The sequence below is a fragment of the Chryseobacterium sp. L12 genome, assembly GCF_056133985.1.
This window is the reverse complement of the sequence record NZ_JBVYOF010000017.1, coordinates 194,373-219,369: the sequence shown is the minus strand read 5'-3', so window position 1 is coordinate 219,369 and position 24,997 is coordinate 194,373. Positions and strand designations below refer to the sequence as shown.

At 35.1% G+C, this 24,997-nt stretch carries 26 protein-coding genes and 1 pseudogene; 7 read left to right on the top strand and 20 right to left on the bottom strand.

Annotated features, from left to right (window positions below):
- Positions 1-17: 17 nt before the first annotated feature.
- The 9 genes from AC0NBN_RS11135 to AC0NBN_RS11095 all read right to left on the bottom strand — a co-directional run bounded on the left by AC0NBN_RS11135 (position 18) and on the right by AC0NBN_RS11095 (position 6,913).
- Entirely contained in the window at positions 18-593 is a 576-nt protein-coding gene (locus tag AC0NBN_RS11135) for a hypothetical protein (RefSeq protein ID WP_002978531.1), read from the bottom strand.
- On the bottom strand, positions 593-1,744 hold the full coding sequence (locus AC0NBN_RS11130; protein WP_047095543.1) for a HEPN-associated N-terminal domain-containing protein: 1,152 nt from the start codon (positions 1,742-1,744) through the stop codon (positions 593-595). Before AC0NBN_RS11130 ends, AC0NBN_RS11135 begins: the two co-directional genes overlap by 1 nt.
- 339 nt (positions 1,745-2,083) lie before the next feature.
- Entirely contained in the window at positions 2,084-2,278 is a 195-nt protein-coding gene (locus AC0NBN_RS11125; protein ID WP_047095570.1) for a hypothetical protein, read from the bottom strand.
- Positions 2,268-2,765: a DUF1281 family ferredoxin-like fold protein gene (locus AC0NBN_RS11120; RefSeq protein ID WP_002978538.1), complete on the bottom strand. Its 498-nt coding sequence runs from the start codon at positions 2,763-2,765 to the stop codon at positions 2,268-2,270. Before AC0NBN_RS11120 ends, AC0NBN_RS11125 begins: the two co-directional genes overlap by 11 nt.
- A 2-nt stretch (positions 2,766-2,767) precedes the next feature.
- A complete protein-coding gene (locus AC0NBN_RS11115; RefSeq protein WP_047095542.1) occupies positions 2,768-3,175 on the bottom strand; it encodes a hypothetical protein in 408 nt (135 codons plus the stop codon).
- A gap of 51 nt (positions 3,176-3,226) precedes the next feature.
- Entirely contained in the window at positions 3,227-4,300 is a 1,074-nt protein-coding gene (locus AC0NBN_RS11110; RefSeq protein ID WP_047095541.1) for a DUF932 domain-containing protein, read from the bottom strand.
- Between the two features lie 33 nt (positions 4,301-4,333).
- Positions 4,334-4,528 carry a hypothetical protein gene (locus AC0NBN_RS11105; protein WP_160811823.1) on the bottom strand — a complete coding sequence of 65 codons (195 nt, stop codon included), beginning with the start codon at positions 4,526-4,528 and terminating at the stop codon, positions 4,334-4,336.
- Between the two features lie 348 nt (positions 4,529-4,876).
- On the bottom strand, positions 4,877-6,127 hold the full coding sequence (locus AC0NBN_RS11100; protein WP_047095539.1) for a site-specific integrase: 1,251 nt from the start codon (positions 6,125-6,127) through the stop codon (positions 4,877-4,879).
- Positions 6,128-6,451: 324 nt separating this feature from the next.
- A complete protein-coding gene (locus AC0NBN_RS11095; protein WP_143885611.1) occupies positions 6,452-6,913 on the bottom strand; it encodes a DUF1573 domain-containing protein in 462 nt (153 codons plus the stop codon).
- A 129-nt stretch (positions 6,914-7,042) separates the two neighbouring features.
- Here AC0NBN_RS11095 and AC0NBN_RS11090 point away from each other — a divergent pair, with 129 nt between their 5' ends.
- From AC0NBN_RS11090 to AC0NBN_RS11065, 6 genes are all read left to right on the top strand, one after another.
- Complete coding sequence (locus AC0NBN_RS11090) at positions 7,043-9,745, top strand: valine--tRNA ligase (protein ID WP_160811824.1); 2,703 nt, start codon at positions 7,043-7,045, stop codon at positions 9,743-9,745.
- A 71-nt stretch (positions 9,746-9,816) separates the two neighbouring features.
- Entirely contained in the window at positions 9,817-10,167 is a 351-nt protein-coding gene (locus tag AC0NBN_RS11085; RefSeq protein WP_160811825.1) for a GIY-YIG nuclease family protein, read from the top strand.
- A 39-nt stretch (positions 10,168-10,206) separates the two neighbouring features.
- Positions 10,207-10,848 (top strand): DUF4241 domain-containing protein, encoded by a 642-nt coding sequence (locus tag AC0NBN_RS11080; RefSeq protein WP_160811826.1) that lies wholly within the window; start codon positions 10,207-10,209, stop codon positions 10,846-10,848.
- 49 nt (positions 10,849-10,897) lie between these two features.
- Positions 10,898-11,785: a ribokinase gene (locus AC0NBN_RS11075; protein ID WP_160811827.1), complete on the top strand. Its 888-nt coding sequence runs from the start codon at positions 10,898-10,900 to the stop codon at positions 11,783-11,785.
- 92 nt (positions 11,786-11,877) lie between these two features.
- Positions 11,878-12,714: a serine aminopeptidase domain-containing protein gene (locus AC0NBN_RS11070; RefSeq protein WP_160811828.1), complete on the top strand. Its 837-nt coding sequence runs from the start codon at positions 11,878-11,880 to the stop codon at positions 12,712-12,714.
- Between the two features lie 49 nt (positions 12,715-12,763).
- Positions 12,764-13,408: an HD domain-containing protein gene (locus AC0NBN_RS11065; protein WP_160811829.1), complete on the top strand. Its 645-nt coding sequence runs from the start codon at positions 12,764-12,766 to the stop codon at positions 13,406-13,408.
- On the opposite strand, the gene AC0NBN_RS11060 is transcribed toward AC0NBN_RS11065, so the two are convergent.
- Positions 13,405-14,640 (bottom strand): hypothetical protein, encoded by a 1,236-nt coding sequence (locus tag AC0NBN_RS11060; protein ID WP_160811830.1) that lies wholly within the window; start codon positions 14,638-14,640, stop codon positions 13,405-13,407. The genes AC0NBN_RS11065 and AC0NBN_RS11060 overlap by 4 nt on opposite strands.
- 199 nt (positions 14,641-14,839) lie before the next feature.
- On the opposite strand from AC0NBN_RS11060, the gene AC0NBN_RS11055 reads away from it, so the two are divergent.
- Entirely contained in the window at positions 14,840-15,283 is a 444-nt protein-coding gene (locus tag AC0NBN_RS11055; RefSeq protein WP_474468386.1) for a hypothetical protein, read from the top strand.
- Position 15,284: 1 nt separating this feature from the next.
- Here AC0NBN_RS11055 and AC0NBN_RS11050 read toward each other — a convergent pair whose 3' ends face one another.
- The 10 genes and pseudogenes from AC0NBN_RS11050 to AC0NBN_RS11005 form a co-directional block, all read right to left on the bottom strand.
- Complete coding sequence (locus tag AC0NBN_RS11050; protein WP_160811832.1) at positions 15,285-16,175, bottom strand: DUF72 domain-containing protein; 891 nt, start codon at positions 16,173-16,175, stop codon at positions 15,285-15,287.
- 119 nt (positions 16,176-16,294) lie between these two features.
- Positions 16,295-16,537, bottom strand: a complete 243-nt coding sequence (locus tag AC0NBN_RS11045) for a hypothetical protein (RefSeq protein ID WP_160811833.1) — start codon at positions 16,535-16,537, stop codon at positions 16,295-16,297.
- 81 nt (positions 16,538-16,618) lie between these two features.
- Positions 16,619-19,798, bottom strand: coding sequence for a T9SS type A sorting domain-containing protein (locus tag AC0NBN_RS11040; RefSeq protein WP_160811834.1), 3,180 nt, complete (start codon positions 19,796-19,798; stop codon positions 16,619-16,621).
- Between the two features lie 75 nt (positions 19,799-19,873).
- Entirely contained in the window at positions 19,874-20,341 is a 468-nt protein-coding gene (locus AC0NBN_RS11035) for a regulatory protein RecX (RefSeq protein WP_160811835.1), read from the bottom strand.
- Between the two features lie 89 nt (positions 20,342-20,430).
- On the bottom strand, positions 20,431-21,696 hold the full coding sequence (glyA, locus tag AC0NBN_RS11030) for a serine hydroxymethyltransferase (RefSeq protein ID WP_160811836.1): 1,266 nt from the start codon (positions 21,694-21,696) through the stop codon (positions 20,431-20,433).
- Between the two features lie 86 nt (positions 21,697-21,782).
- Complete coding sequence (gene arsB / locus AC0NBN_RS11025; RefSeq protein ID WP_160811837.1) at positions 21,783-22,805, bottom strand: ACR3 family arsenite efflux transporter; 1,023 nt, start codon at positions 22,803-22,805, stop codon at positions 21,783-21,785.
- Positions 22,806-22,889: 84 nt separating this feature from the next.
- A pseudogene (locus tag AC0NBN_RS11020) lies at positions 22,890-23,250 on the bottom strand (four helix bundle protein).
- A gap of 27 nt (positions 23,251-23,277) precedes the next feature.
- A complete protein-coding gene (locus AC0NBN_RS11015; RefSeq protein ID WP_160811838.1) occupies positions 23,278-23,901 on the bottom strand; it encodes a low molecular weight phosphatase family protein in 624 nt (207 codons plus the stop codon).
- A gap of 18 nt (positions 23,902-23,919) precedes the next feature.
- The gene (locus AC0NBN_RS11010; protein ID WP_160811839.1) at positions 23,920-24,393 is read right to left on the bottom strand and encodes a DUF6428 family protein; all 474 of its coding nucleotides are present in this window, start codon (positions 24,391-24,393) and stop codon (positions 23,920-23,922) included.
- Positions 24,394-24,454: 61 nt separating this feature from the next.
- A complete protein-coding gene (locus AC0NBN_RS11005) occupies positions 24,455-24,781 on the bottom strand; it encodes an ArsR/SmtB family transcription factor (protein ID WP_143885591.1) in 327 nt (108 codons plus the stop codon).
- Between the last annotated feature and the right edge of the window lie 216 nt (positions 24,782-24,997).

Below are 24,997 nucleotides of genomic sequence, written 5' to 3'. Positions count from 1 at the left end.
TTAATCTATTTTTTGGGTTATAAACCACTTCGTTTTCCAAATATCGGGCTTAACTTATCCCAAAATTGCTGTTCAAGAATTTCGACAATGAAACGTTCAATAATTTCATTGCTTTCTGAAATGACTTCGTATGCAAAAATATTCAAATCGTATTCTAAACAATTGTCCCACTTGCATAAATGCAAACTATAAACCCGATTTCCTTCTGTGCCAAGATGGTTCTTAATTCTTGTCTTGAAATCAGTCGTTGAGCTTCCAACATATAATATATCTGATGAAGTCTTGTTGTACCGGGAAAGGTTAACACGGTCTTTATTCTTTACTTTTAGCTTATTTGCTGATTGATAATCTTCAAAATAATCAATCAGCGTGCTTAAAATTTTCGGGGATTTAATCTGAATAATATAAATGAGTGGATTGTCGCTTTTAGGAATTTTATGCAGATAATTTGAGAGCGTTTTCCTATCCCTATATTCCGATGAATGAAAGGAAATTTCACAGAACGGTCTAACTGTTATTTTTGAAATTTGCTTGGCTATATTCAATGCAAACTCTTCAGATTGCTTTACAATATGTTCACTGTCAATTTTCATTAAATAATTTTCTTTCTTTTTAAGGTGTTCAATTTTACTTTTTCTCTACTTAGTTCGTCATCCCAAAAAAACACTGCCGATTGATGATTTCTATTTTGCGATGAGGGATAAATAATCCCCGATATTTTATTCTTCCTATTTTTATTGAATGGATACCTTAAAAATTCAGTCACAACTTGAGTTGGAACGTATTCGGTATGTTCTTTACCATCCTTAATAATTTGTTGCGTTATATCCCTTACAAATGAGTATAGAAATAAAATAAGGTAATATCGTTTCTTGTCCTTAATGCCGAAAATACTTGGAATTTTTGGGAGCTTATTAAAATCAACAACAACCTGATTTTCTAAGGTTTCAAATTCCGCAATTGTTATATACCTTTTGTATTTATCTGTCCTGCTTATTGTTTCTAAAATTGCTGTATCATCATCAAAAGCGGAATAAAACATTGATATTCCTGAAGGGCTAAACCTATTTGGATAAATTGCTTTTTTGTTAGGGGGAGCAGTGATTTCGTTAAAATCTATAATTTTTGTTTTGAAGTCGTGTTGTCTACAACGATAAAGTTTTGTTCCTGCCGGGATAATCCTGATTATATTTAATTTTGATATAAGTTTACCAACCTCTTGTAGTATTTGCAAGGCTTTAGGAAGGCTGCTGTCTGCTGATGAAAAAAGGTAGCGGGATTTATGTTTGATGATTTCTTTAAAGTAATTCCACTGAAATTCTAAATCATCTTTAATATTGTCGTAATACAGGTCAGGTTGAGCCCAAGCAATATCTTCAATTGAATTAACAATATCTTCAATAACCTCAAAAGGTTCAGCATTTAACTCTATGTGTTCTTGTATAAGTTCGTCAGGGGTATAGATTTCTCCAAGATAACCTCCCTCTCTTGAATTGTAACTCATAAAGTTGGCGGCATCTTCATAGAAATTTGAAATACCATCCATAATAAATTCCATTAAATCTTCAAGAGAAACTACTTTTAGTTCCTTAGCGCAATAATCACAATAACCATCGTGATAGTTTTGCCTAATAAAGCGATTAATGCTTTTATCATCAAAATGTTTGATACAAATATTCTTATCTGGAATATTGCTTAAATTTCTACTTTCTAATTCAAGCCATCTCTGTTTAACTCCTCCCATATATTAATTTGCAGTTTTTGCTATAAAACAAATTTAGCAAATTTAAAAAAGTGCATTAACCCAGATTTATGAAAATTCAAAATCAATTAGTCAGTGTCTTTTCTTTGTTCGCTGATTAAGAAAGGAAGTTATTATTATTATTATTATTAACCAATCATTGGGATAATGAATATCCCAAACAATAACGCTGCAACCTGTTTGGTAAAATGGAGAAGAAAAAGGAATTGTGTAGTGGTGCATTTTACTAAAGGGGATTGCTCCCATTTAAAGCAAAAAGACTGCCCGACCATCGGGAGGATCTGTCTTTTTGCCGCCCGACTTTTTGGGTCGTACTGTGTTTTAATTTTTCGGCTTGTTTAACTGTTCTCTTAAAGCTATTAATTTCTTGTGCATATCTGTCCAATATGCCTGCCTTTCCTTGTCGCTTTTCACAGGTGGATTATGCGTATATTCTTTATACCACCCAGTTTGTTGAATAGCTTTTTTAAGGTCAGTAACCTCAATCCAGTTCCCGTTTTTATCTCTAATTTTCATTGTGCTGAATTTTAGCATTAGCCATTTTACGCTCTAACAATGTGTCGAGAATTTCCCACTCGCTGTCATACTCCTTGCCCTCAAAATGGTAGGTATCTGTTTCCTCGTCTAATTCGTAACTGTCAAAGTCCTGGCTATCTAAGCAGGTGTCGTTTAGTATGCCGTTTTCAAATATTGCCTGACCATATACTAAGCATCCTAATTCCTCATAGTCCTGTGTGAAATTCACTTTGAAATGTTCGGCTATCTGCTTTACCGCTTCCGTGTTTGGCGACCATTTTGTTTCATACTGAAACACGCCCGCACTTTCATTATCCTGACTGATATTGTAGAAATAATCTCCGTGCGTGTCCTGTACGAAATCGGGTAATTGCCCGCAGTCGTCTTTATGTTCCTGTTCAGCCATTGATTTGAATAGCTGTGTTATCTGTTCGATTGCTTCGGGTGTTCCCTCAAAAATAACCCAATTGTTGCACCAATTAGCCATAATTATTTATCGTTTAAGGTTATCTGTAAAAATTTGTCGCTCCCGAAAAGCAGGTGTATCGCCTGTTTTAATTGCGGGTCGCATTGTGCATCTTCTGTATATTCAATCAGGCAGTGAATAGCGAAAATTGAATTGTGTCCGTCAAAAAAATGGTCTGTAAACCAGTTCGGGCGTTTCCAAAGAGGTTCATTTTGGGCTGTTCCTTTTTGTGCATTCTGCACAAGCCTGTACCAAAATTCAGCGGTGAAAAATCCCTTTTGATACCAACCCTCACGGAATGCTGTTTCATTTTGCAGGAAGTAGTCGCATTGCGTTTTTATAGCGTTTTGCAGGTTCTCCAGTTCTGCGGGAAAAAGTTTGCACAACAAGCCCGCTTTATCGAGGTTGTCCATTTTATCTAATGCTTTCATATCTTTTATTTTTAGTAGGCGACCACCTTTGCAGGCAGTCGCCTTTGATGATTAATTGAAGTTGAAAATCTCTGCTCCTGAATAGGCAAAGTCTGTACACAGTTCAAAGGCTTTTTGTGTCTTTAGCTGTGCTGTACCGCCCATTACAATGGATTGTAGTTTGGCTTCGCCATCCCTGTAATTGCGTACATTCTGAAAGTAACCTGTAACGGCATTGTAAGTCCCGAATAATGTGCCTTTGGTAGTTGCCATTTGTTGGGTGTCGCTTATCATAGCGTATTCAAAGGCATCATCTACGGTGTTTTTGAACACGGTGGAAACTTCATCTTCCGCACCTTTTTTGAGCAGGTTAAACGTTTCTTTGTTCGGGCAAAGTGCCAACTGGATTAGCTTTCTTACTTCTCGGTCTGTTACCCTTACTTTAGCCCAGTCGTTAAAAATGTTCTCTAATTGTGTGCTTAGGATGTTGGCAAGCCCCATGACCTTGTGAGCGTTTTCGAGGCGTTGTTTTGCTCCTGACGTGTGTTTGATACGCACAACGTTGGTCATACTCCTCAATGATGCGTTAAGGGTGTTTTGGCATACGATACGGATAGGGGTAAATGCTGCGGTAATACTTCCGCTACCGTCGTGGCTTGTGGTTAGGAAGATGTACTTTTCTGTAACATCGTCGCCATTACCTACTCGGATATAGTCGGGCAGCTTGGCAGTGATAAAAATGCGTTCTCCGTTACCCAATGCTCCTGCGGTTTCGTACAATATCCCATCGCCTCCGCCTACAATATCATCAAAGAAATTGAACGCCTCACGGTTCTGTACGATATGGTAGTCTTTTCCTACCACGCCTAACGGTGTGTTGGTGTCGGTGCGGAGTGTGGCAAAACTGTTAGGTACTAAGATGTCGTTGGCTTCAATCAGCTCTCCGCTATCGCCTATGCTCATTGTTCTGCCCTGTGTAAACAGTGGGGATTTGATAACCTCGTAGTCTAAACCTGCGTGTACTATTGCTTCCTCGCTTGTTGGGTATTGCTCTACGATTTGCCCCAAATCGTGCCACGCTTTTTGTTGAACGCTGAAAAATGAATGACGTCCTGTTTGCTCGTTGAAATTGATGTTGTGTGCCATAATGCTAAAATTTTAATGTTTGAAAAATGTTATTTACTCACTCGCTTTTCTCGTTTCCCGCTTCCCATTGTGGTCTGTTCCGCTTCGCTTCGCATAAATTTTTCCAAAAGAAAAACCGGAAAAAAGAAAGCAGATAATCCAAGCGGGCAACAGCGTAAAACCGAAAGGAAACGGAATAAGTCCCGGAGGGTGGCAAGGCAACACACAGCAATTCGGCGAAGCCAACATTTTGCCTTGCCATTATGCCGTAGTCTTTTGGTTGGGCGTGTGGGGTGGCTGCCCGCTATAACTTAGCTGCCTTTTTACCGGTTGATTGTGGAAATTTTCTACTCTAAATTTTTATGGCATTAATGACCAGGCTATCATAGCCTGTAATAGAGATTTGAAAAACGGAATAGCAGGGAGCGTTAGACAAGGGAGCGTTTTTCAATTTTCTATTTCGGAAGTAGGTAATAAGCTCTTTTACAGCGTTGGACTGGTAGAGAAAAGTAAATGTGCTTTACCCACACAAAAAGTATAGGCATAAAAAAAAGCAGAACCGTTAAGTTCTGCTCGCTGTGATTAGATAAAAGCTAATTAGATTGCCATCATAAACGCTTCTTCCATTGCTTTGAATTTGGGGGTAACTAAATCCATATCCTTACTGATTTTTTGGCTTGTGATTTTAGCGTAAATCTGTGTGGTGGAAATATTTTTATGCCCCATCATTTTGCTAAGACTTTCAAGCGGTACGCCCTCGGTCAAAAACATTGTTCCGAAAGTATGCCTTGCCGTGTGAAAGGTTACTTTTTGCTCCGTAATAATCTCCGCCTTTTCAACCAGTTTGCCTATGTGTGTATTGCAGGTTGCATTAGTCGGAACCGGAAAGATAAATTCATTCCTTGTCGTACCCTGATACTTCTCAATGATACGCTTAGGGATTTCCATTAACCGAACATTAGAAGCAATATCTGATTTCTTTCTCCTGCTTATAATCCACTGATGACCGTCAAAGAATGATTGAATATTGTTCCTTGTCAGTTTCTTAATATCCGCATAAGCAAGTCCGGTAAAGCAACTGAAAATAAAGAGGTCTTTTACCAGTTCATATCGTGGGTGCGATGGTACGCACATCATCAGCTTTTCTACGTCTTCTTTAAGGATATAACCCCGGTCGGTTTCTTCCATATTGATTTCGTAATCCTGAAAAGGATTATCACGTATCAAGCCCTTTTTAATAGCCAGTTCCACAAGGGCTAATAAAGGCATCGTGTACACCCAAACTGTATTGTGGGAGGACTGTAAATCGTACCGGAGGTAAAAATCAAACTCCCGGATAAAATCGGAAGTCAATTCCCGAAAAGCCATATCATCACTATGATAGCGTTCCTTTATAAATGTGGTAAGATGATTGTAAACTGTGATATACTTGTTGTAGGTGCTTTTTGAGCGTTCTTCTTTTTCGACCAATTTTTTAAAATCCTCATTTTGGTCGTTGAAAACCTTTAGGATAGCATCATCCATTACGCCTACACCCAAAAATGATAGCTTTACCTTTTGGGCAGTCGCAAAGCCCTCGTGCTTCAGCATATCTTCATAAATCTTGTCGATACGCCCACGTATGTTATCCAGTTTTTTATTGATGCTTAATGCTTGCGCACTTTTGCCCTGAACTCTTCCGTGTTTTAAATCCCAATTATTGGGGTCAATTTCTAACTTTGTTCCGAAAGTTTTCGGGGTTCCGTCAATGGTAATACGTGCCATAATCGGGGCATTACCGTTCTTTTTCAGTTCGTTCTTTTTCAAATAGAAAAGCAGTTTGAACGTCGATTTTTTTGTCTGCTCCATAACTCAAATGTTTAACGTTTAAAATTAAATTACATTGAGTTACAAGGGAACGTAGAAAAGAGCGCAAAAAACTGAAATATAATCAGTTAAACTATACTGTTACCTTTGTCAATCGGTAACGAATTAGTAACCTAACCTTGTCAATTTAAGCCCCAAACCTATCAGACACCGACTTCCGAACTAAGACTACTCTTTTTATAAAGCCTTGTATAGCAAAGGTTTTAACCGTTTTGCTTATTTTTGCTTTTTACTAATCTTTTTTATCTAAAATAACAAAAAACCGCCTCAATTGAGACGGTTTCTACTATTTTTTTAATCTGAACACTATTTAGCTGCTTTCTTTGCTATTTTAGCTGCTTTTTTATCAGCCTTAGCTTTAGCTTTTAGCTCGGCGGGAGTTAATGGTTTAGGGTCAGGAGCATTAGGATTTACATCACCTTTGATGTAAATTACACTTCTGCTGTTTACAGGATCATTAGAAAAAACTTCAATCATTTTATTGAAAGCACCTGGAGACGCAGTGTTGTAACCCACTTTTATCTTTGCAGATTTTCCGGGTAAAATAGGATCCTGGCTGAATTCCGGAGTTGTGCATCCGCAAGAAGGTTTTACATTGGAAATAATTAAAGGCTTATCACCTGTATTAGTTACTGTAAAAAATCTATTTCCGTCAGAATTTGGCTTTATTTGACCATATTCGTACGTTGTTCTGTCAAAAGTAATGGTTTGTGCAGATGCTAATGCAAAAGTTCCGAATAATGCAATTCCTGCGATTAATTTTTTCATATTCTTGAATGTTAATATGTTTGTTAGATAAATTTTGAGGAACAAAGTTAAAAATTATTTTAATTAGTGCTTACATTTTTTTACTTTAAACTATTTTTGCAAATCGTAAAGAAAAGAAATTAAGAATTTATGCAGATTTCAGAAAAGTACAATCCAAAGGAAACAGAACAAAAGTGGTACAATTACTGGTTGGAAAACAAATATTTCCATTCAGAACCGAATGACAAGCCGCCTTACACTGTTGTAATTCCTCCGCCAAACGTAACGGGGATTTTGCACATGGGGCATATGTTGAATAATACCATTCAGGATGTTCTGGTTCGTCGTGCAAGAATGCAGGGCTTTAATGCCTGTTGGGTTCCGGGAACAGATCATGCTTCTATTGCTACAGAAGCTAAAGTTGTTGCTAAACTGAAGTCTGAAGGAGTCAATAAATCTGATATTACTCGTGAAGAATTCTTAAAACACGCTTGGGACTGGACTGACAAATATGGAGGAACAATTCTTGAGCAATTGAAAAAACTGGGCTGTTCTTGCGATTGGGATAGAACCCGTTTCACAATGGAACCTAAACTTTCTCAGCAGGTAATCAAATCTTTTGTTGATTTATACAATAAAGGACTGATCTATCGTGGGTACAGAATGGTCAATTGGGATCCTGAAGCTAAAACCAATATTTCTGACGAAGAAGTAATCTTTAAAGAACAAAACGGAAAATTATACTTTCTAAAATACAAAATCGAAGGATCTGAGGAATTTCTTTCGGTGGCTACAACGCGTCCTGAAACCATTTTCGGGGATACTGCGGTTTGCATCAATCCTAATGATGAAAGATATGCTCATTTAAAAGGTAAAAACGTTATCGTACCGATTGTTGACAGAGTAATTCCTATCATTGAAGACGAATATGTAGATATTGAATTCGGAACAGGGGCTTTGAAAATCACGCCTGCACACGACATCAACGACTACGAAATCGGGCAGAAACACAATCTTCACATGATTGATGCTTTGGATGATAACGGAAATCTGAATGATCACGGGTTACATTATGCCGGAAAAAACAGATTCGAGGTAAGAAAGCAGATTGCTAAGGAATTAGAAGAAAAAGATCTTTTGCTGAAAGCAGAAGATTACATGAATAAAGTAGGAACTTCAGAACGAACTGGTGCGGTCATTGAACCTAAAGTTTCTGTTCAGTGGTTCCTGAAAATGTCTGAAATTGCAAAACCAGCCTTGGATGTTGTAATGGATGATGAGGTTAAATTTTATCCTGAAAAGTTTAAAAATACCTATAAACACTGGATGGAAAATATCCGCGACTGGAATATTTCCCGACAGCTTTGGTGGGGACAGCAAATTCCTGCGTATTATTATGGTGACGGAGAAAATGATTTTGTCGTTGCTGAAAGCATCGAAGAGGCATTAGAACTTGCAAAGCAAAAAACCAACAACGATCAACTAACAACTGAGAACTTAAAACAAGACGAAGACGCTCTTGATACCTGGTTCTCATCATGGTTGTGGCCAATGTCGGTTTTCGATGGATTGCTTGATTCTGAAAATAAAGATATTAATTATTATTACCCGACTTCAGACTTAGTGACAGGTCCGGATATTATTTTCTTCTGGGTTGCCAGAATGATTATGGCAGGATTGGAATACAGAAAAGAAGTTCCTTTCAAAAATGTTTATTTTACGGGGATTGTAAGGGATAAAATTGGCAGAAAAATGTCTAAGTCTCTTGGTAATTCTCCGGATCCGCTGGATTTAATGGAACGTTATGGAGCTGATGCTGTAAGAGTAGGAATTATGATGAGTTCTGCTGCTGGAAATGATCTGAAATTTGATTCCGAACAAATTGATGAACAGGGGAATGTTCTTACAGAAAAACAGATAAAACAAAGAATGGATGAAGGTAGAGATCCAATTTATACTTCGCCTCTTTGCGATTTGGGAAGGAATTTCGGAACTAAAATCTGGAATGCTTTTAGATTAATCAATTTGTGGAATCATGAAGATAAGCCTGCAAATTCTACTGAAATTCAGACAATTGAATGGTTTGAAAATCAACTGAATAAATCAATCGTTGAAATTAATGACCAATTCAGCAAATTCAGAATATCTGATGCTTTAAATTTAATTCAAAAACTAATTAAAGATGATTTCTGCGGATGGTATCTTGAAGCAATAAAACCAAATTATGGTGAAGGTATTTCTAAAGAGGTCTACAATAAAACAATTGAGCTCTTTGAAGAATTAATGAAATTGCTTCATCCGTTTATGCCGTTCTTAACTGAAGAATTGTGGCAGGCTATTTCTGAAAGAAATATTGATGAGGCTTTAGTTATCGCTCAGCAGAAAAAAGCAGAATCGTTTGACGAAACAATTATTAAAAACTTTGAAATAGCATCCGAAGTCATTTCGGGCATTAGAAATTATCGCCAGACAAAAGGAATTTCTCCAAGAGAAGGAGCCGAAATTTATACAAATGCTGCAGAATTTAAGAATGAAGATGTTATTAAAAAACTGGCAAATGTTTATGATATTCATTTCGGGACAAAAACAGATAAGCCAAGCTTTACATTTTTGGTAGGTGCAACGGAAATTTCCATTCCTCTAAGTGAAAACTTAGATTTAGCAGAAGAGAAAGCAAAAACAGAAGAAGAACTAAAGTATCTGAAAGGATTTTTGATTTCTGTAGACAAAAAACTTTCAAACGAAAAGTTTGTTGTCAATGCAAAACCAGAAATTGTAGAAGTAGAGCGCAAAAAACAAAAAGATGCACTTGAGAAGATTGCAATTTTGGAAGAGAAGTTGAAAAGTTTATAATTATCATAAATAATATAACGTAAAGTTGTCGGAATGTCAGGCTGAGCGGAGTCGAAGCCTTTTGAGATAAAGTGAAACAATATTTTGTATACATATTAAAATGTTCTGACGATTCTTATTATACAGGAATTACCAATAATCTTGAAGAAAGATTTATTCAGCATCAATCTGGTAAATATCCTGAAAGTTATACTCATAAAAGAAGACCTGTAAAATTGGTTTTTTATTGGGGATTTAATGATGTTAATCAAGCAATTGCATTTGAAAAACAGGTTAAAGGATGGAGCAGAAAGAAAAAAGAAGCAATTATAAATAATAATTGGGAGAAATTGAAAGAATTATCCGTTTGTCAAAACAGAAGTCATTCGGATAATTTCCAATCAGAAAAAGGCTTCGACTCCGCTCAGCCTGACAGTCTTTAAAACCAGATAGAATAATTTTAATCTAGCCTAAAATTAGGAATGACACACTTAGAAAATATACAAAAACTTTTTTCCAAAGACTTTGTGGAAAGTCCGTTATTGGAGAGTTTTGAAGTCGGAAAAATATATCTTTCGACCGGAAAACTGGTGGCTTGTGATCCTTTGATTACGAATGATATGCAGCCATTTTCTACTGAATTTCCAAAAGGAGATTTTCAGGTCATACTTCACAAAGAGCGGGAAAGCAATTGTGTTGCGTATGTTGAAATCGTTTTCAGTGACGAAAAAATATCGTCATGGAAAATGGCAACAACCGAAAATCAGCATACGGAAGATTTAGCCGAAGGAGAGGTTTTTGGATATCCTGTAGAAAGTGGAATGGGATGTTTTATGGATTTTGAGACACAGGAACAGCTTAACTTTTTGGAGCAGAAGCTTTTTCGCAGAAAGGGAGATGATTTTATGGGGATCTATGAAGAATTTTTTCACGGACATTTTTTCGATGAAAACGGAGCGATTGATCAGTTTGCATTTTTAAAACCAAATGAAGAAACCCCCGGAAATATTTTTGCTTTTGAAACAGGTTACGGAGAAGGCTTCTATGCGAGCTATATTGGTTTTAACGAAAAAAATGAGCCTGTAAAGGTAATTACAGAATTTATAGAGATATTGGTAAATTAAAATTACTTACATTTAAACTTTATATTTTAACAAGCTAAGATTTTTATAAATGAAATTCTCATCACAACAACCAAAAATCGTAGTCATAGGAAGCTGTTCACTTGATTTAGTCTTGTATACAGATAAAATTCCGGGCGGTAATGAAACCGTAATGGCTCACCACTCCGAAAATTTTTTTGGAGGTAAAGGTGCCAATCAGGCTGTTGGAACCGCAAGATTGGGCGCTAATGTTTATTTTGTGGGCTGTGTGGGAATAGATCCTTTAGGACAGCAGATTATGCGTAATCTTGTGAATGAAAATGTAAATGTAGGCTATGTTTGTGAAACAGATCAGGCACCCACAGGAATTGCTTATGTAACCAGTTGCAACGGGGATTTCTCTATTGTAGTTGATCCTGCTGCCAATAAATATCTCGCTACTGAAAACGTAAAGAACGCAGAAAAATATATTGCAGCATCTGATTTGGTTTTACTGCAGCTTGAAATTTCTATGGAAGTAGTAGAATTTACCGTAAAAAAGGCAAAGTCTTATGGCAAAATGGTAGGTCTTTACGCATCACCCGGAAAAAGGCTTAATGACGAAATTTTAAATTCTGTTGATTTTATTATCGCTAAATCAAATGAGCTGTCTGTAATCTTTGGAGAAGATGAAAGAGAAAAGATTCTCGAAAAATATTTCAATAAACTGTTTGTAAGAGACGAAACCAATTCCACGCTTTATTTTAACGGAACCGAAATGAAATACTTCCGTAATGAAAATGAAAATATGATTTATAAAATGGGAATGGGTGATGCTTTTACTACAGGTTTTTCTATCGCAATGTGTCATAAAAACACCATTGAAGACTGTGTGAAATTCGGAAACCTTGTCTCATCGAAAGTTTCTTTAGGCAAAGGCGCTCAAACAGCTTTACCTTATCTTAAAGATGTAAAGTAAACTTTATTTGGTACATATTGAAAACCGTATTATTTTAAAGAATTTTAAACTAAAATTTCCACATTTGATGTGGATTTTTTTATTTCTGAATCATGCAAAAAATTAAGATTGTTACAGATCAGCAAAATCATCTTACTGCACATCTGTTTCTGCCGGAAAAGTCTAACGGGAAGTTTCTTGTCATCAATTCAGGAACAGGAGTAAAGCAGCAGGTTTATTTCGCATTTGCTCATTTTTTGAAAGATAATGGCTTTACGGTAATGACTTATGACTATTTCGGAATAGGGATGTCTAAACCGGATCGCATAAAAAACTGTAATGCTTCTATGAAATCGTGGGGAAATTCTGATTTCAAAGCAGTAACGGATTATATAATAAAAGAATTTAATAATTACATAAAATACTGTCTTGGGCATTCTGTGGGAGCTCTTTTACTCGGCATGAATAAAAATTCTGATATATTCAAACAATTTATTTTTGTGGGAACTCAAAATGCTTTTGTAGGAAATTTAAGGTTTAAGACAAGAATAGAGGCTTATCTTGGATTTGGAGTTGTACAGCCAATTACAAGTTTTGTGTTGGGATATTTTCCTGCCCATTGGTTTGGTTTGGGAGAAAGTTTGCCTAAAAATTGTGCTTATGACTGGAGAACCTTAATTTTGAACCGGAAATCTACCAATAAACTGCTTGAAAAAACAGAAAATTATTCTCACAGATTATCACAAAAAGTTTTGGTTTTATATGCTGAAGATGATGACTGGGTTACCGAAAAAGGAGTAAAAAGTCTGTTACGGGATACTTATCCCAATTTAAAGCCCGAATATAGACTATTAAAAGTTTCGGAATCTGATAAAGGTGCAATAGGACATGTGAATTTTTTCAGAAGCTATAATAAGAAACTTTGGAATATTGTTTTAAATAAAATCTGAAATTCAAATCAGACAAGTCTTTAATAATTAGATTAAATTTAACTTCATAATGAATAACATCATACAAAACACAATAAAATTCGTAAAAGAAAAACTGGAAGGAGCAGAAGCGGGTCACGACTGGTTTCATATTGAAAGAGTGTGGAAGCTTTCCCGAAAAATTGCTGAAACCGAACAATGCAATCTTGAGGTTGTGGAACTTTCGGCTTTACTGCATGATATTGCTGATCCTAAATTTCATGACGGTGATGAAACTTTAGCCTTAAAAATTTCCAGGGAATTTTTAGAGATTCAGAATGTGAGTGAAGGAACTATTCAACAGGTTCTTTTTATCATTCAAAATATTTCATTCAAGAATAGGAGAGAAGCTCCTGAAAACTTACCAATTGAATTGAAAATTGTACAGGATGCTGACAGGCTGGATGCAATTGGTGCCATTGGAATCGGAAGAACATTCAATTTCGGAGGTTTTAAAAATAATCTGATGTATCATCCTGATATTCATCCAAAACTGAATATGACAAAAGAAGAATACAAAAAATCCAACGGAACTACCATTAATCATTTTTATGAAAAACTATTGCTGCTGAAAGACCTTATGAATACGGAAAAAGGAAAAAAAATAGCCGAAGAAAGGCATCAGTTTATGCTGACTTTCCTCGGCCAGTTTTTGAAGGAATGGAATGTTGATTAAAATAAGTTATAGCCTAAAATTATAGAAAAAAAATGTACTTTTAGATCTTCAGCACCTGATCTATTTGTTAAAGTACCTTTTGAGTTATATTGGATTTCTACCGAATATTTATTTCTATAAGTATATCCTGCTCCTAAACTATAATTACTTAGTATTTGTACATTGCTTAACTCATTTCTATTAGCAAAAGCACTTCGATATTCATCCTCATAAATTATATCAAATGTTTTAGTATTGCCTAATTTAAAGCGAGCTGAGTTAATTTGGGCATTAATATACAGTTTCGATTCATCATTCAGATACATATAATGTCTTATTCCCAAATTTAGATCAATAAATGAAAATTTATCAACAGTTAATATATAATTACCGGATACTGCAGATAATTTTTTGCTTGTAAGTGCATTATATGTGGGTTCGGCAATAATACTCCATTTATTTCTGTTGAATGGCAAAATCAATTCTCCTTCGATTCCTACTCGGAAATTAGGAGTAGTAGATAAAGCGTAATTCCCTAAAATACTATACGTTTCCATTGTATAAATACTGATTCCTGGTCTTATTGATAGATTGAATTTTAGATCATTTTTCTTCTCAAATAATTTATCATTATTCTCGAAATTTCCGTTTGCATTATTTATAATATGAAAAACTTTTTTTAAGCTACTTTCATTATAATTTATTGTTGAAACAGAAATTTTGTTTGGTATTATTTTTTTTAATTGGTTAATATATTCATTATTCGTAGCTACCTTGTTAAAATCCCCATTAGGATTATATTTTTTATATATTAATGGTTTTATCTCTGTATTATTGTCAGATGAATAGTAATAGCGAGTAACGTTCTTACCTTTATATTCATACAAATTATAAGAACCTGACGCTATTACTTTCAAAAATGTAGATTCATTAACAAATTTTGGTTCAGATTGATTGGAAAGATCATTTATATTATCAGAAGATATATCAATAGGTCCGTAATACGAAATATATTTTCCATAATTATCAATTCCAAATTCCTTCAGATGAATAGTGTTAGTTTTATCTTCAGTAACAGAATTGATATCTGATTTATAAATTAATTCTTCCGGATAATTTACCCAATCGACATTCTTTATGTATACTTCCTTTTTTTCTCCATTTTTATCAATAAAATATCCCTTTTCAAATTTTATCTGAGCATTAATAAAAGATGTAACAAGCACTGTCAGTCCTAAAATAATTCTTTTCATAGTTATTTTTTTAATTTCGCGACAAATATACACAATTAAGTATCTTTGCGAAATGGGATTTATTATTTTTGTCATTTTTCTGTCACTGATTTTTTCACTTTTTTTAGCTAAAGTTAAAAAGGGGGCTTTAGGTCAGTATGCAAAAATTTTCAGATTTGCGTCTGTTATTTTTTCCATATCAATTTTTAGTTATTGGTTTGTGAAAAAATCAGCTGTCAGTATTGTAAATGGTTCTGTTTCTTTGCAGGTGATCAATAAACTTCCTCAGACATTGGATTTTTATGTTATCAACCTTAATAATCTTGATCAGAATTTGCCTATAGAAACCAAGCATATTGGAAAAATCCGTCCCGAATTTTATAGAATTGAGTATCTGAAAATGAATAAATCTGATGAATACTGGGTTGCAGGTTTTCTGGGAAGAAAAAATCTTGTTTATTTTTCACAGCATGCCTTACCCAATAAGAACATGGATCAGATTGTTGAGGTTCAGAACTACATAAATCAGAGTGAAAAGCTATCAACTATAGCCAGGAAAGAAGTTGAAGCCCATAATTATGAAAATATGCAGCTTGGAATTTGGGTAACCCTCTGTTTTCTTCTGATTTTTTTGAATCTGGGATTATTAATGAAAAGAAGCTAACCTAAAATAAAGATGGTGGATTATCTTGTGCCATCCTAGGAATAGGAAGATCAGTTTTCCATTCTTTGTTGATTTTTTCGATAAAATATGCCGATAAAAGCGGTGATGCTTTTTCTACATTTTGATGTACAAAAAAATATAAATTCTGCAATCCTTCTTTTTTCCATTGTGTAAGATGATTCAGCCAGTCATCTAATCTTTCGTAATCACTTTCGTGATTGGCTCCAACGTATCTTACAAAAGCATTGGGCGTAGTCAGTCTCATATGAAGCATATCCCGTCTTCCTGCTGTATCTACAATGATATTGGTAATTTGGTTTTCTTCAAAAAGCTGACAGGTTTTGCCTAAAATTTCTTCATCTGTAAACCATTCTGTATTTCTGAGTTCGATGGCTAAAGGAACTTCTTTTGGCCATTTGTTGACAAATTGCTCCAGTCTTTCATAATCTTTTGGTTTAAAATTATCATGCAGCTGTAGAAAAACCATTCCCAGTTTTTCATCAAAATTTAAAACAGCAGTTGCAAATTGTGTTACTACATCATCAACATTCAGAAGTCTTCTAAAGTGCGAAACGGTATTGGTAATTTTAGGAAAAAACTTAAAATTCGGAGGCGTTTTTTCTTTCCATGTCTGCACCTGTTCAGGAGTCGGCATTCCGTAGAATGTAGCATTTAATTCGATAGAATTGAATTGCTTTGCATAGTAAGTAAGTTCATCTTTTGTTCCTTTCGGATAAAAGCCTTTGAGGTCAGTTTTATTCCACTTTGCGCAGCCAATTGATATGTTTTCAAGCCCTTTTTTATTTTGCTTAAGAATTGCTTTGGTTCGTGAATGATCTTTTGGCAGGGTAAAATCTATTTGAGAAGGATCTTCAACTTGTCCGAATTTCATTGTATAAATTTTGATGATTAGTCTAAAACAAATATAAAAATAAGCTTTTAAATTTCTCTAATAATGCACAATAAAAAACTCCCTTTTCGGGAGTTTTTTCATTTTGATTATGTTGGTTTCTAATTGCTTTCCTTCACTTTTCTTTTCATTTTAGCTCGTACAGCAATGGCAGCAGCTAAAACAAACAATGCAGGAATATAATCATCAATAGGAGCAGGATCCGCAGGATTTCCGGGATAAGTGTCCTCTTCTGCTACCTCATCCTGAGTTTCATATACATAAGGATTATCTGATGTTTCCTGTTCCTGCGCTAATACAAAACCGGAAACAGCAAATAAAGCGGTTATTAATATCTTTTTCATATCTTAATTTTCATTTTTCAAGTTATAGGGTATCGCCTGTCTGTTGTTTTTAATCAAATCAGTCAGGCGATTCCATCATTCTTATTTAATTATTTTTTTCGTGTATTCTTTGCCTTCAGATACTGCTTTTACAACATACACTCCTTTTGCATCCAGAGTGATTCTGATTTCCTTAGAACCGCCCTCAACAGTCTGAATCTGTCTTCCTGAAGCATCGTAAACGATTACACTATCAATATTTTTGTTGTTTCTTACCACAAAATGATCTCCGTTTCTGTACACCTCAAAAGAGTCTTTAGAAACCTCTGAAGTTGATAATACGCCCAGTTTGTAAACGATCTCGAATCTGCTGGAAACATCTCCCGAATTGGCTGCAAATGAGTAAGTGTTATTCTGAAGATCGGTATAAGTTCCCGTTACTTTATCATGAAGATAAATCGACTGTCCGTTATTGAAAATTCCTTCTTTCTGTACCAATGAAATGGTAAAGTTCCCGTTTTGAAAATGTTTTGCACCTACCGGAACCACATCATTGATATTGAAGCTTTCTCTCCCCTGAATCACAAGTTTCTGAGTGCCTGTTAATGTATAAAACGCATCAGAACCTGTTCCGATTGCTTTTGAATCGTACTGATCAAATGAGTTGGATGCTCCGTTGATATAAGCTACTGCAAATGTATTGTTCGTATTATAAGAAGAGTTTAATCTCAACCAGAACTTTCCTTCTGTAGATGAATTATTCTTGTTGTAAAAAGTCGCCGGAGCTGCAGTTCTCATATCATTGTTAAAACTTAGAGAAGTATCTGCTGTATTAGTCGCTTTGACGATGAATCCTTGTCCTATTTTTACGCTGTTTTGCGTAGGAATAACCGAAATATTCGGAGCAGGAGTCCAGATTTGAGATGCAGGGTTATAGGTTGCATATCCTACGTTTGTAGTGGTAGCTCCACCCTGTACCGTTACGCTGTTGCTTGTGTTGTCCCAGAAATAGAAAGTATTTAAGATTTTTGTTAAGTTGGCATTGTAGAACGCTACTAAATCAAGATTTGACGGATAAGGATTTCCTACAAGGTTGTATCCGTTCCCTGCCGTTGACAAAGTAAAAGTCTGCGTTCCGTTGTTGGGTGTTCCCGTGAATTCCGCATTAGAAACTGCAGGAGTTTTAATAGAATATCCTTTTGCAAAAGCAGAAGTTGTAGAAGCTGCGTTCACAAAATAATCAGTCGCTGTGTTGTATTCTGTAATGAATGAAGGAGTGGCGCCCGGATACATAGCCGTTAAATTCTGTGAAGCAACCGGTGAAGACCAGAATGCATATTTATCCTGTAAACTTGCTCCGTTTTTCAAAACCTTGAAAGTTCCTGTATGACTCAAAACTCCAGAACCTTTGATCACTAAATTTCCTCCATCTTCTATCGTTACATCTGCTGCATTAATGGTGTTTGTTCCATTGATTTCTAAAACTCCTCCGTTTTTAATAGTTATGTTGTTTGCAGCGAAGGCAGGGTTTGATGTTGTTGTGTAAGCTCCTTCAATTATTGCATCAATATTTGTTAAAGGAATACCATTTGACCATGCTGTGCCGTTCCATGTGGTGGTAGCAGTACAATTTGGAGCAGTGGTATAAATTGTAGTAAACCCACCATTTACGAGTCTAATATCATCAATATATCTTATTGCAGTTGTACCAGAATAATATAAACGTACATAAACATTTTGATAATTTGATAAGTCTGTTGTTTTTTCAGTCCAACTACCATTCGTAAAATCACTCATTGGATAGGTAACTACAGATGTCCAAGTTAGATTATCTGGAGATGTTTCTACCGTAATATTATAATTATTATTGGTAGATGTTTTTTTCAAAGAGAATGTTATTGAAGATGGAGATGCTACAATATTATCATAGGTAACATGCACATTGTTTGTATTTATTCTTCCAGAATATGTTCCTAATTTAGCTTCAATATCTGATTGTGTCGCATCTGATGTCCATCCTGTATCATTATTTTCAAATCCATAAGAATAAGTAATAGCTGGTGTACCGGAAGTTGTTTGATATACTGCATAAAGAGTAACATTTCCCGCAGTAGTATTATATATATCACCTCCGGAATAAGTAGGTGCAGCGGTGGTATTACTGTTAGTATCCCAGCCAGCAAATGTATAATTTCCACAATTAGCCAATGTTGGCAATGTGATTGTATTTCCTTCATAAGTTACGAAAGGAAAATTAGCATTTGTGAAAGCCGCCCCATCGTTCATCAATGATAATGTATAATTCGGCTTCGCTTCAAAATTAATCTGAACTTCAGTTGCAGCGCTTGGAGTAACTGTGAATTGATTTCCATTTTGTGTTACTGTTGCTGATCCACTAATAATTGTATAAGCAGGTATAGCATATGTATATCCAGCAGTTGGTGTAGCTGTAATTATGTTACTAGAAACAGACACAGTTCCAAAATTTGTATTATTTGATGTTGCAGAAACAGGAAAAGTTGGTGCTGTTACAGTTAATTGGTAACTTGCATTTACTGCACAACGAGTTCCATCTGCAATTTGAGCCACTGCTATGTTTGTATTACCAATACCAACTATTGTCACTTGTCCATTAGAATCTACAGTTGCTACAGAAGTATTGCTACTTGACCATGTTTGTGTAGAAGTATTGTTAGTTGTAAATACATTTGTAAAAGGAGAATCAGCAGTTGTCTTGCTTAGAGTTGCAGAAGCAAAAGAAAATATTGGTGTAGTACAAGCACTATTTACATTAAAATTATCAATATAAAGAGTTCCCGCTGTTCTATAAATTTGAATTTTATTTATATTAGCGTTATTGATAGTAATTGTTCTTGTACTTTGGGTTTGATTGATTGTAAATGGAGAACCTGATGCAGGAGACCAATTTTGTCCTCCATCTTGTGAAACATTTACCTGATAAGCTCCAGATGAAACAGATGAAACAATATCAAAAGAAACCGTACTTACACCTCCGGAAAAAGTAGGTGTAATGATTTGAGATCCTGTTGCACTTCTTAACTGGGCAGATGTAGTGCCAACAGTAGCTCCTGTGGTTCCGCTAATTACGTTAGCAACCTGCCAAGCACCACTTGACAAGTTTACTGTCGTCAAATTGGTATTATAGGAACTTGGAAGACCAGTTTCGAAACTCTCATTAATCTGCCCCCATCCCAAAACCGAGAAAAGAGCCATCAAAAATGCATACAGCGTCTTTGATTTCGTGTGTAATTTTAATTTCATATATAACTAATTTATTTTTCAGCAAAGCTAAAAAAATATTTTTATTTGTTAATGAAACTTAAAATTACATATATATTAATTTTCAATTACCTGCAAAATAAGGTCGTATTCAAAGCCTTTACTTAAAAGATGTTTAATAATTTTTGATTTTTTTTGATAATCTTTCAATCCTTTTAGTTTACCTGCATACTTTTCGTAGATCTTATTTATTATGTTTATGTAATCATTTTCATCAATTTCATCAAAACAGGTAGAGATTAGTTTATCCGTAATGCCTTTTTGTTTTAAATGGATCTTAATTTTTGTCTTCCCCCAATTTTTCATGTAAAATTTTCCGCGGATATAACTTCGCGTAAATCTTTCTTCATTAAGATAATTTTCTTTCATCAGGTACAGAAGAATTTCATCTTTTGCTTCGGGAATTAAAACAAATTCACGCATCTTCTGCTCAACTTCATAATGGCAACGATCCTGATAAACGCAGTAGTTTACCAGCTTCTGTTTGATCTCTTCAAAAGTGAATAATTTTTTCTCAGGATTCATTTTTTAGTTGATAGTTAAAATTACAATTTGCAAAAAGAGGTACAAAATACTTTGCACCTCTTTTTTTAATTTATTTATTAAAAGCATATTTAATAATTGAACAAAGCCTTACCTTCCATCAGGTTATTTACTTTTTTTCTGACATCAGCAATTACTTCTTCATTTTTGATATTATTTACCACTTCAGAGATCAATGCAGCAATAGTCTCCATATCATTTTCTTTAAGACCCCGTGTTGTAATTGCAGCAGTTCCCAACCTGATGCCGGAAGTTGTGAATGGAGATTTATCATCAAAAGGAACCATATTTTTGTTGCACGTAATGTCTGCTTTTACCAGAGCTTTTTCAGTTTCTTTTCCGTTAACCCCTTTATTTCTAAGGTCAACCAACATCAAGTGATTGTCTGTCCCGCCACTCACAATGTCAAATCCGTTAGAAATCATTGCTTTAGCCAAAGCCTGTGCGTTAGATTTCACCTGTTTTGCGTATGTTAAGAATTTATCATCAATGGCTTCACCAAAAGCAACTGCTTTTGCTCCGATTACATGTTCCAGCGGACCACCCTGAATTCCCGGGAAAACAGCGCCATCTAAAACCTGGCTCATCATTTTTACTTCACCTTTTGGCGTTTTATGTCCGTAAGTATTTTCAAAATCTTTCCCCATCATGATCATTCCGCCTCTTGGTCCTCTCAATGTTTTGTGAGTTGTAGTACTTACAATATGGCAGTGCTCAAAAGGATTATTCAGAAGCCCTTTAGCAATTAAACCCGCAGGATGTGCAATATCTGCCCAAAGAGTTGCCCCGATTTCATCTGCCACTTCTCTGAATTTAGCATAATCTAAATCTCTGGAATACGCCGAGAAACCTGCAATCATCATTTTGGGCTTTTCTCTTAAAGCAGTTTCTCTCATCTGATCATAATCAATAAGACCTGTTTCCTGCTGAACGCCGTAAGAAACTACATCATATTGAATTCCGGAAAAATTAACCGCAGAACCATGAGTAAGGTGACCTCCCATTGAAAGATCCATTCCCATGATTTTGTCTCCCGGCTTCAAAACAGCAAGATAAATTGCTGCGTTTGCCTGAGAGCCGGAATGCGGCTGAACATTCACATAATCAACACCGAAAAGCTGTTTTGCTCTTTCGATTGCTAAAGTTTCAACCTCATCTACCACTTCGCAACCTCCGTAATATCTTTTTCCGGGATAGCCTTCTGCATATTTGTTGGTCAAAACACTTCCCATCGCTTTCATTACATTTTCAGAAACAAAATTTTCCGAAGCAATAAGTTCTAATCCGTGAGACTGTCTCGCTCTTTCTTTTTCGATAAGGTCAAAAATAATGTCCATTTATTTTTAGATTTAAAATTTCAAGTCCAAATATACGGAATTTCCTACACGATTTCAACAATGACAGGGATGATAAATACTGTTATTTAATAAAATTTTTTCTTCAGAAATAAGCTGAACTTTACCAGAAGAATCAACACAGGAACCTCTACCAAGGGACCAATGACGCCCACAAAAGCCTGGGCTGAATTGATCCCAAAAACTGAAATCGCTACTGCAATTGCCAGCTCAAAATTGTTTCCGGTTGCCGTAAAAGAAATTGCAGCGTTTTTATCGTAAGGCACTTTCATTGATTTGTTGATGAAAAAACTCACAAAAAACATCAGGACGAAATAAATAATTAACGGAATAGCCACTTTTACCACATCCATCGGTAATTCTATAATTTTTTCGCCTTTCAGACTGAACATTAACACAATCGTAAATAATAAAGCATATAAAGTAATGGGTGAAATTTTCGGAATAAATCTACGGTTAAACCATTCGATACCTTTTGACTTTACTAAAAAATATCGGCTGAGAAATCCTGCTAAAAAGGGAATTCCCAAATAAATCAAAACGCTTTCTGTAACATCCCGCATCGGCACCGAAACACTGAAGTTTCCAAAGCCTAATTTTTGCGGCAGTACATTAATGAACAACCAAACGAAAAAACTGTAAGAAAAAATCTGGAAAATGCTGTTCAGGGCGACCAGAAGTGCAGCATATTCACGGTTTCCTTTTGCCAAATCATTCCAGACAATCACCATTGCAATGCATCTTGCCAATCCGATTAAAATCAGTCCAACCATATAATCCGGTTCGTTCCGCAGGAAAATTAGGGCAAGAATGAACATTAAAACCGGACCAATAATCCAGTTGAGGATCAAAGAAATTGAAAGTACTTTTTTATCCTTAAATGCTTTTGGCAGCAACGAATAATCTACTTTTGCGAGTGGAGGATACATCATTAAAATCAAACCAATCGCCAAAGGAATATTGGTACTTCCAACTGAAAGTGAATTTGTTATCACCGAAATATTAGGAATAAAATAACCTAAAGCTACGCCAATCGCCATTGCAAGGAAAATCCAGAGTGTTAAATATCGGTCGAGGAATTTTAGTTTCATTTAATTATGAGTTATGAGTTATGAGTTATGAGTTATGAGTTATGAATTATGAATGTTGAATGACTCATAGTTACTCGTTCATTGTTATTTTATTCTTTGCTTAACAGTAAGTATGCTGCTTTTAAGTATTTTAAGTATTTCAATTGTATCATTTGAAATAGATTGAAATTCAAGTTCTGTTAGATATTGAGTAGCAAATAAAAGTTCTGCCCAGTATAAACTCTCATCACATTCTTTTTGTGCAATGTGAAGCTTATGTACAAAATCCTTTTGCCGATTCTGCATTTTTTGCCTCTCTAATATTTGCGCCAATTGAAGTGCCGCTTCTCAACAATTGTTTACTTATCACAAATTCTTTTTTTTCATATGTCAAATATTGATAAACCTTTACAATTCGAATTGCAAACGAAAATGATTTGTCCTTTAAAATATCCTTTTTATCCATTTGTGTAAAATCTTCAACATTCATCGTTTATAGTTCAACATTCATCGTTACTAAAGAAAAAACATACAAACATTCCATTGCAATCTGGTTGCTTCGTTCAGTGTATTTTTCGTCCTGAAGAATGGAATTGTCGTAAGATTTCGGGTCGAAATATGTTGTTCCAATTCGCAAATCACATCCCGGAATAAACGGACAGTTTTCATCGGCATCGCCACAAGTCATTACCGCAACAAAATTTTCTTTAGGAAGACTTTCATCATCAATGGTTTTGGAAAAACAAAGATTGAATTTTCCGTCACCAAAATGTACTTCGGATTTCGGATTGTTGGTTTCGTCTGTTTTTTTTACATCAAAACCTGAAGAAATTAAAGCATTGATTGCATTCTGATTGAAAGCTGTCGCTTCTGTTCCTGCGGAAAAAGTATTAACATTAAAACCAAAAAAATCAGCCGCAACTTTTGCCCAAACCTGCCCCAGATGACTTCTGCGGGAGTTGTGCGTACAAACATAGACTAAATTAATCTCCTTTTTTTCATTAATTTTCCTCTGAATATGATCAGCTAATTTTTCAAGCAAAGCTTTTCTTTCCGGATTGATTTCTTTAAAATTTTTACTGAGAATTTCGCAGCGGTCTTCTATTTTCTGAAGCATTTTCGTATACTTTTTAAATTAACAACATCCGCCACCGGGTGTGCAGGAATTAGCGGCATTTACTGTAAGTTCAGATAAATTTCTTTTTGGTTTTTCCGCAGGAATTCCGCACGCATCCTGAGCGAGACAAGCGGTGGTTTTATTTTTCAGAACAAAATGTTTTCCATTAAATTCTAAATCATATTTTCCAATAGTATCCGATTGATATTCTACTTCGATTTCAGCATCTTCGATGCACAATTTCTCTTCAGAAAGCTGGATGATGTTCAGGAATTTTGCAGGTTTTAAGCGATGTTCAAAATCATCGGCATTCCAAAGCTGGAAATTCACTGTTTTTTCTGTACGGATCACACCACCGCAATCAATAAAGTTTTTGGTAATTTGTCCCACTTCCGTAACGTGGAAATGTTCAGGAACCTTTGTCCCATTTTCCAGCTGAAATTCCACATTTTTTAATGTAGGAAGAATTTCTTTAATTTCTGTAAGATTCATATTTTTATAATGTTTTATAATTTAATATTGCAATATTACGATTGATGTAGTCAAAAAAAGTCTAACAACATTTTGATTTGGAAACCGTCTCAATAATTTTTGAGAAATATGCATTGAGAATTTCAATTGTTTTTTCATCAATACAGTAGCAGACAGAATTTCCTTCAATATTTCCTTTGATGATTCCGGCATTTTTGAGTTCTTTCAAATGCTGAGAAACTGTCGGCTGAGCCAGAGGGAGTTCATTTACAATATCTCCACAAATGCATTCATTTACTTTCAGTAGATATTCAATAATAGCTATTCTTGCGGGATGACCTAAGGCTTTTGCAATATTTGCCATTTTATTTTGCTGCTCCGTGAAATGCTCTGTTTTTGTAGCGCCCATTATCTTAACTTAATATTGCAATATTACGATATTAAATTTTGAGAAAAAAGTATTTTATAGTTTTTTCCAAAATATCAAACAAAAGTTTTTATTATTCTTTGTATTTTATTGATATTTAGTGTATTATTGGTTTGATTTTTTACGCAAAACTTTATTTTAAAATCATTTTATTTTTAGATGCAAAGGCAAATAAATTGCTTTTAAAAGCGTGAAAAC

Excerpts from the sequence above, each read along its gene's own strand:
- AC0NBN_RS11135 (WP_002978531.1), bottom strand. The coding sequence starts at position 593 with ATGAAAATTGACAGTGAACATATTGTAAAGCAATCTGAAGAGTTTGCA.
- AC0NBN_RS11130 (WP_047095543.1), bottom strand. The coding sequence starts at position 1,744 with ATGGGAGGAGTTAAACAGAGATGGCTTGAATTAGAAAGTAGAAATTTA.
- AC0NBN_RS11125 (WP_047095570.1), bottom strand. The coding sequence starts at position 2,278 with ATGAAAATTAGAGATAAAAACGGGAACTGGATTGAGGTTACTGACCTT.
- AC0NBN_RS11120 (WP_002978538.1), bottom strand. The coding sequence starts at position 2,765 with ATGGCTAATTGGTGCAACAATTGGGTTATTTTTGAGGGAACACCCGAA.
- AC0NBN_RS11115 (WP_047095542.1), bottom strand. The coding sequence starts at position 3,175 with ATGAAAGCATTAGATAAAATGGACAACCTCGATAAAGCGGGCTTGTTG.
- AC0NBN_RS11110 (WP_047095541.1), bottom strand. The coding sequence starts at position 4,300 with ATGGCACACAACATCAATTTCAACGAGCAAACAGGACGTCATTCATTT.
- AC0NBN_RS11105 (WP_160811823.1), bottom strand. The coding sequence starts at position 4,528 with ATGTTGGCTTCGCCGAATTGCTGTGTGTTGCCTTGCCACCCTCCGGGA.
- AC0NBN_RS11100 (WP_047095539.1), bottom strand. The coding sequence starts at position 6,127 with ATGGAGCAGACAAAAAAATCGACGTTCAAACTGCTTTTCTATTTGAAA.
- AC0NBN_RS11095 (WP_143885611.1), bottom strand. The coding sequence starts at position 6,913 with ATGAAAAAATTAATCGCAGGAATTGCATTATTCGGAACTTTTGCATTA.
- AC0NBN_RS11090 (WP_160811824.1), top strand. The coding sequence starts at position 7,043 with ATGCAGATTTCAGAAAAGTACAATCCAAAGGAAACAGAACAAAAGTGG.
- AC0NBN_RS11080 (WP_160811826.1), top strand. The coding sequence starts at position 10,207 with ATGACACACTTAGAAAATATACAAAAACTTTTTTCCAAAGACTTTGTG.
- AC0NBN_RS11075 (WP_160811827.1), top strand. The coding sequence starts at position 10,898 with ATGAAATTCTCATCACAACAACCAAAAATCGTAGTCATAGGAAGCTGT.
- AC0NBN_RS11070 (WP_160811828.1), top strand. The coding sequence starts at position 11,878 with ATGCAAAAAATTAAGATTGTTACAGATCAGCAAAATCATCTTACTGCA.
- AC0NBN_RS11065 (WP_160811829.1), top strand. The coding sequence starts at position 12,764 with ATGAATAACATCATACAAAACACAATAAAATTCGTAAAAGAAAAACTG.
- AC0NBN_RS11060 (WP_160811830.1), bottom strand. The coding sequence starts at position 14,640 with ATGAAAAGAATTATTTTAGGACTGACAGTGCTTGTTACATCTTTTATT.
- AC0NBN_RS11050 (WP_160811832.1), bottom strand. The coding sequence starts at position 16,175 with ATGAAATTCGGACAAGTTGAAGATCCTTCTCAAATAGATTTTACCCTG.
- AC0NBN_RS11045 (WP_160811833.1), bottom strand. The coding sequence starts at position 16,537 with ATGAAAAAGATATTAATAACCGCTTTATTTGCTGTTTCCGGTTTTGTA.
- AC0NBN_RS11040 (WP_160811834.1), bottom strand. The coding sequence starts at position 19,798 with ATGAAATTAAAATTACACACGAAATCAAAGACGCTGTATGCATTTTTG.
- AC0NBN_RS11035 (WP_160811835.1), bottom strand. The coding sequence starts at position 20,341 with ATGAATCCTGAGAAAAAATTATTCACTTTTGAAGAGATCAAACAGAAG.
- glyA (WP_160811836.1), bottom strand. The coding sequence starts at position 21,696 with ATGGACATTATTTTTGACCTTATCGAAAAAGAAAGAGCGAGACAGTCT.
- arsB (WP_160811837.1), bottom strand. The coding sequence starts at position 22,805 with ATGAAACTAAAATTCCTCGACCGATATTTAACACTCTGGATTTTCCTT.
- AC0NBN_RS11015 (WP_160811838.1), bottom strand. The coding sequence starts at position 23,901 with ATGCTTCAGAAAATAGAAGACCGCTGCGAAATTCTCAGTAAAAATTTT.
- AC0NBN_RS11010 (WP_160811839.1), bottom strand. The coding sequence starts at position 24,393 with ATGAATCTTACAGAAATTAAAGAAATTCTTCCTACATTAAAAAATGTG.
- AC0NBN_RS11005 (WP_143885591.1), bottom strand. The coding sequence starts at position 24,781 with ATGGGCGCTACAAAAACAGAGCATTTCACGGAGCAGCAAAATAAAATG.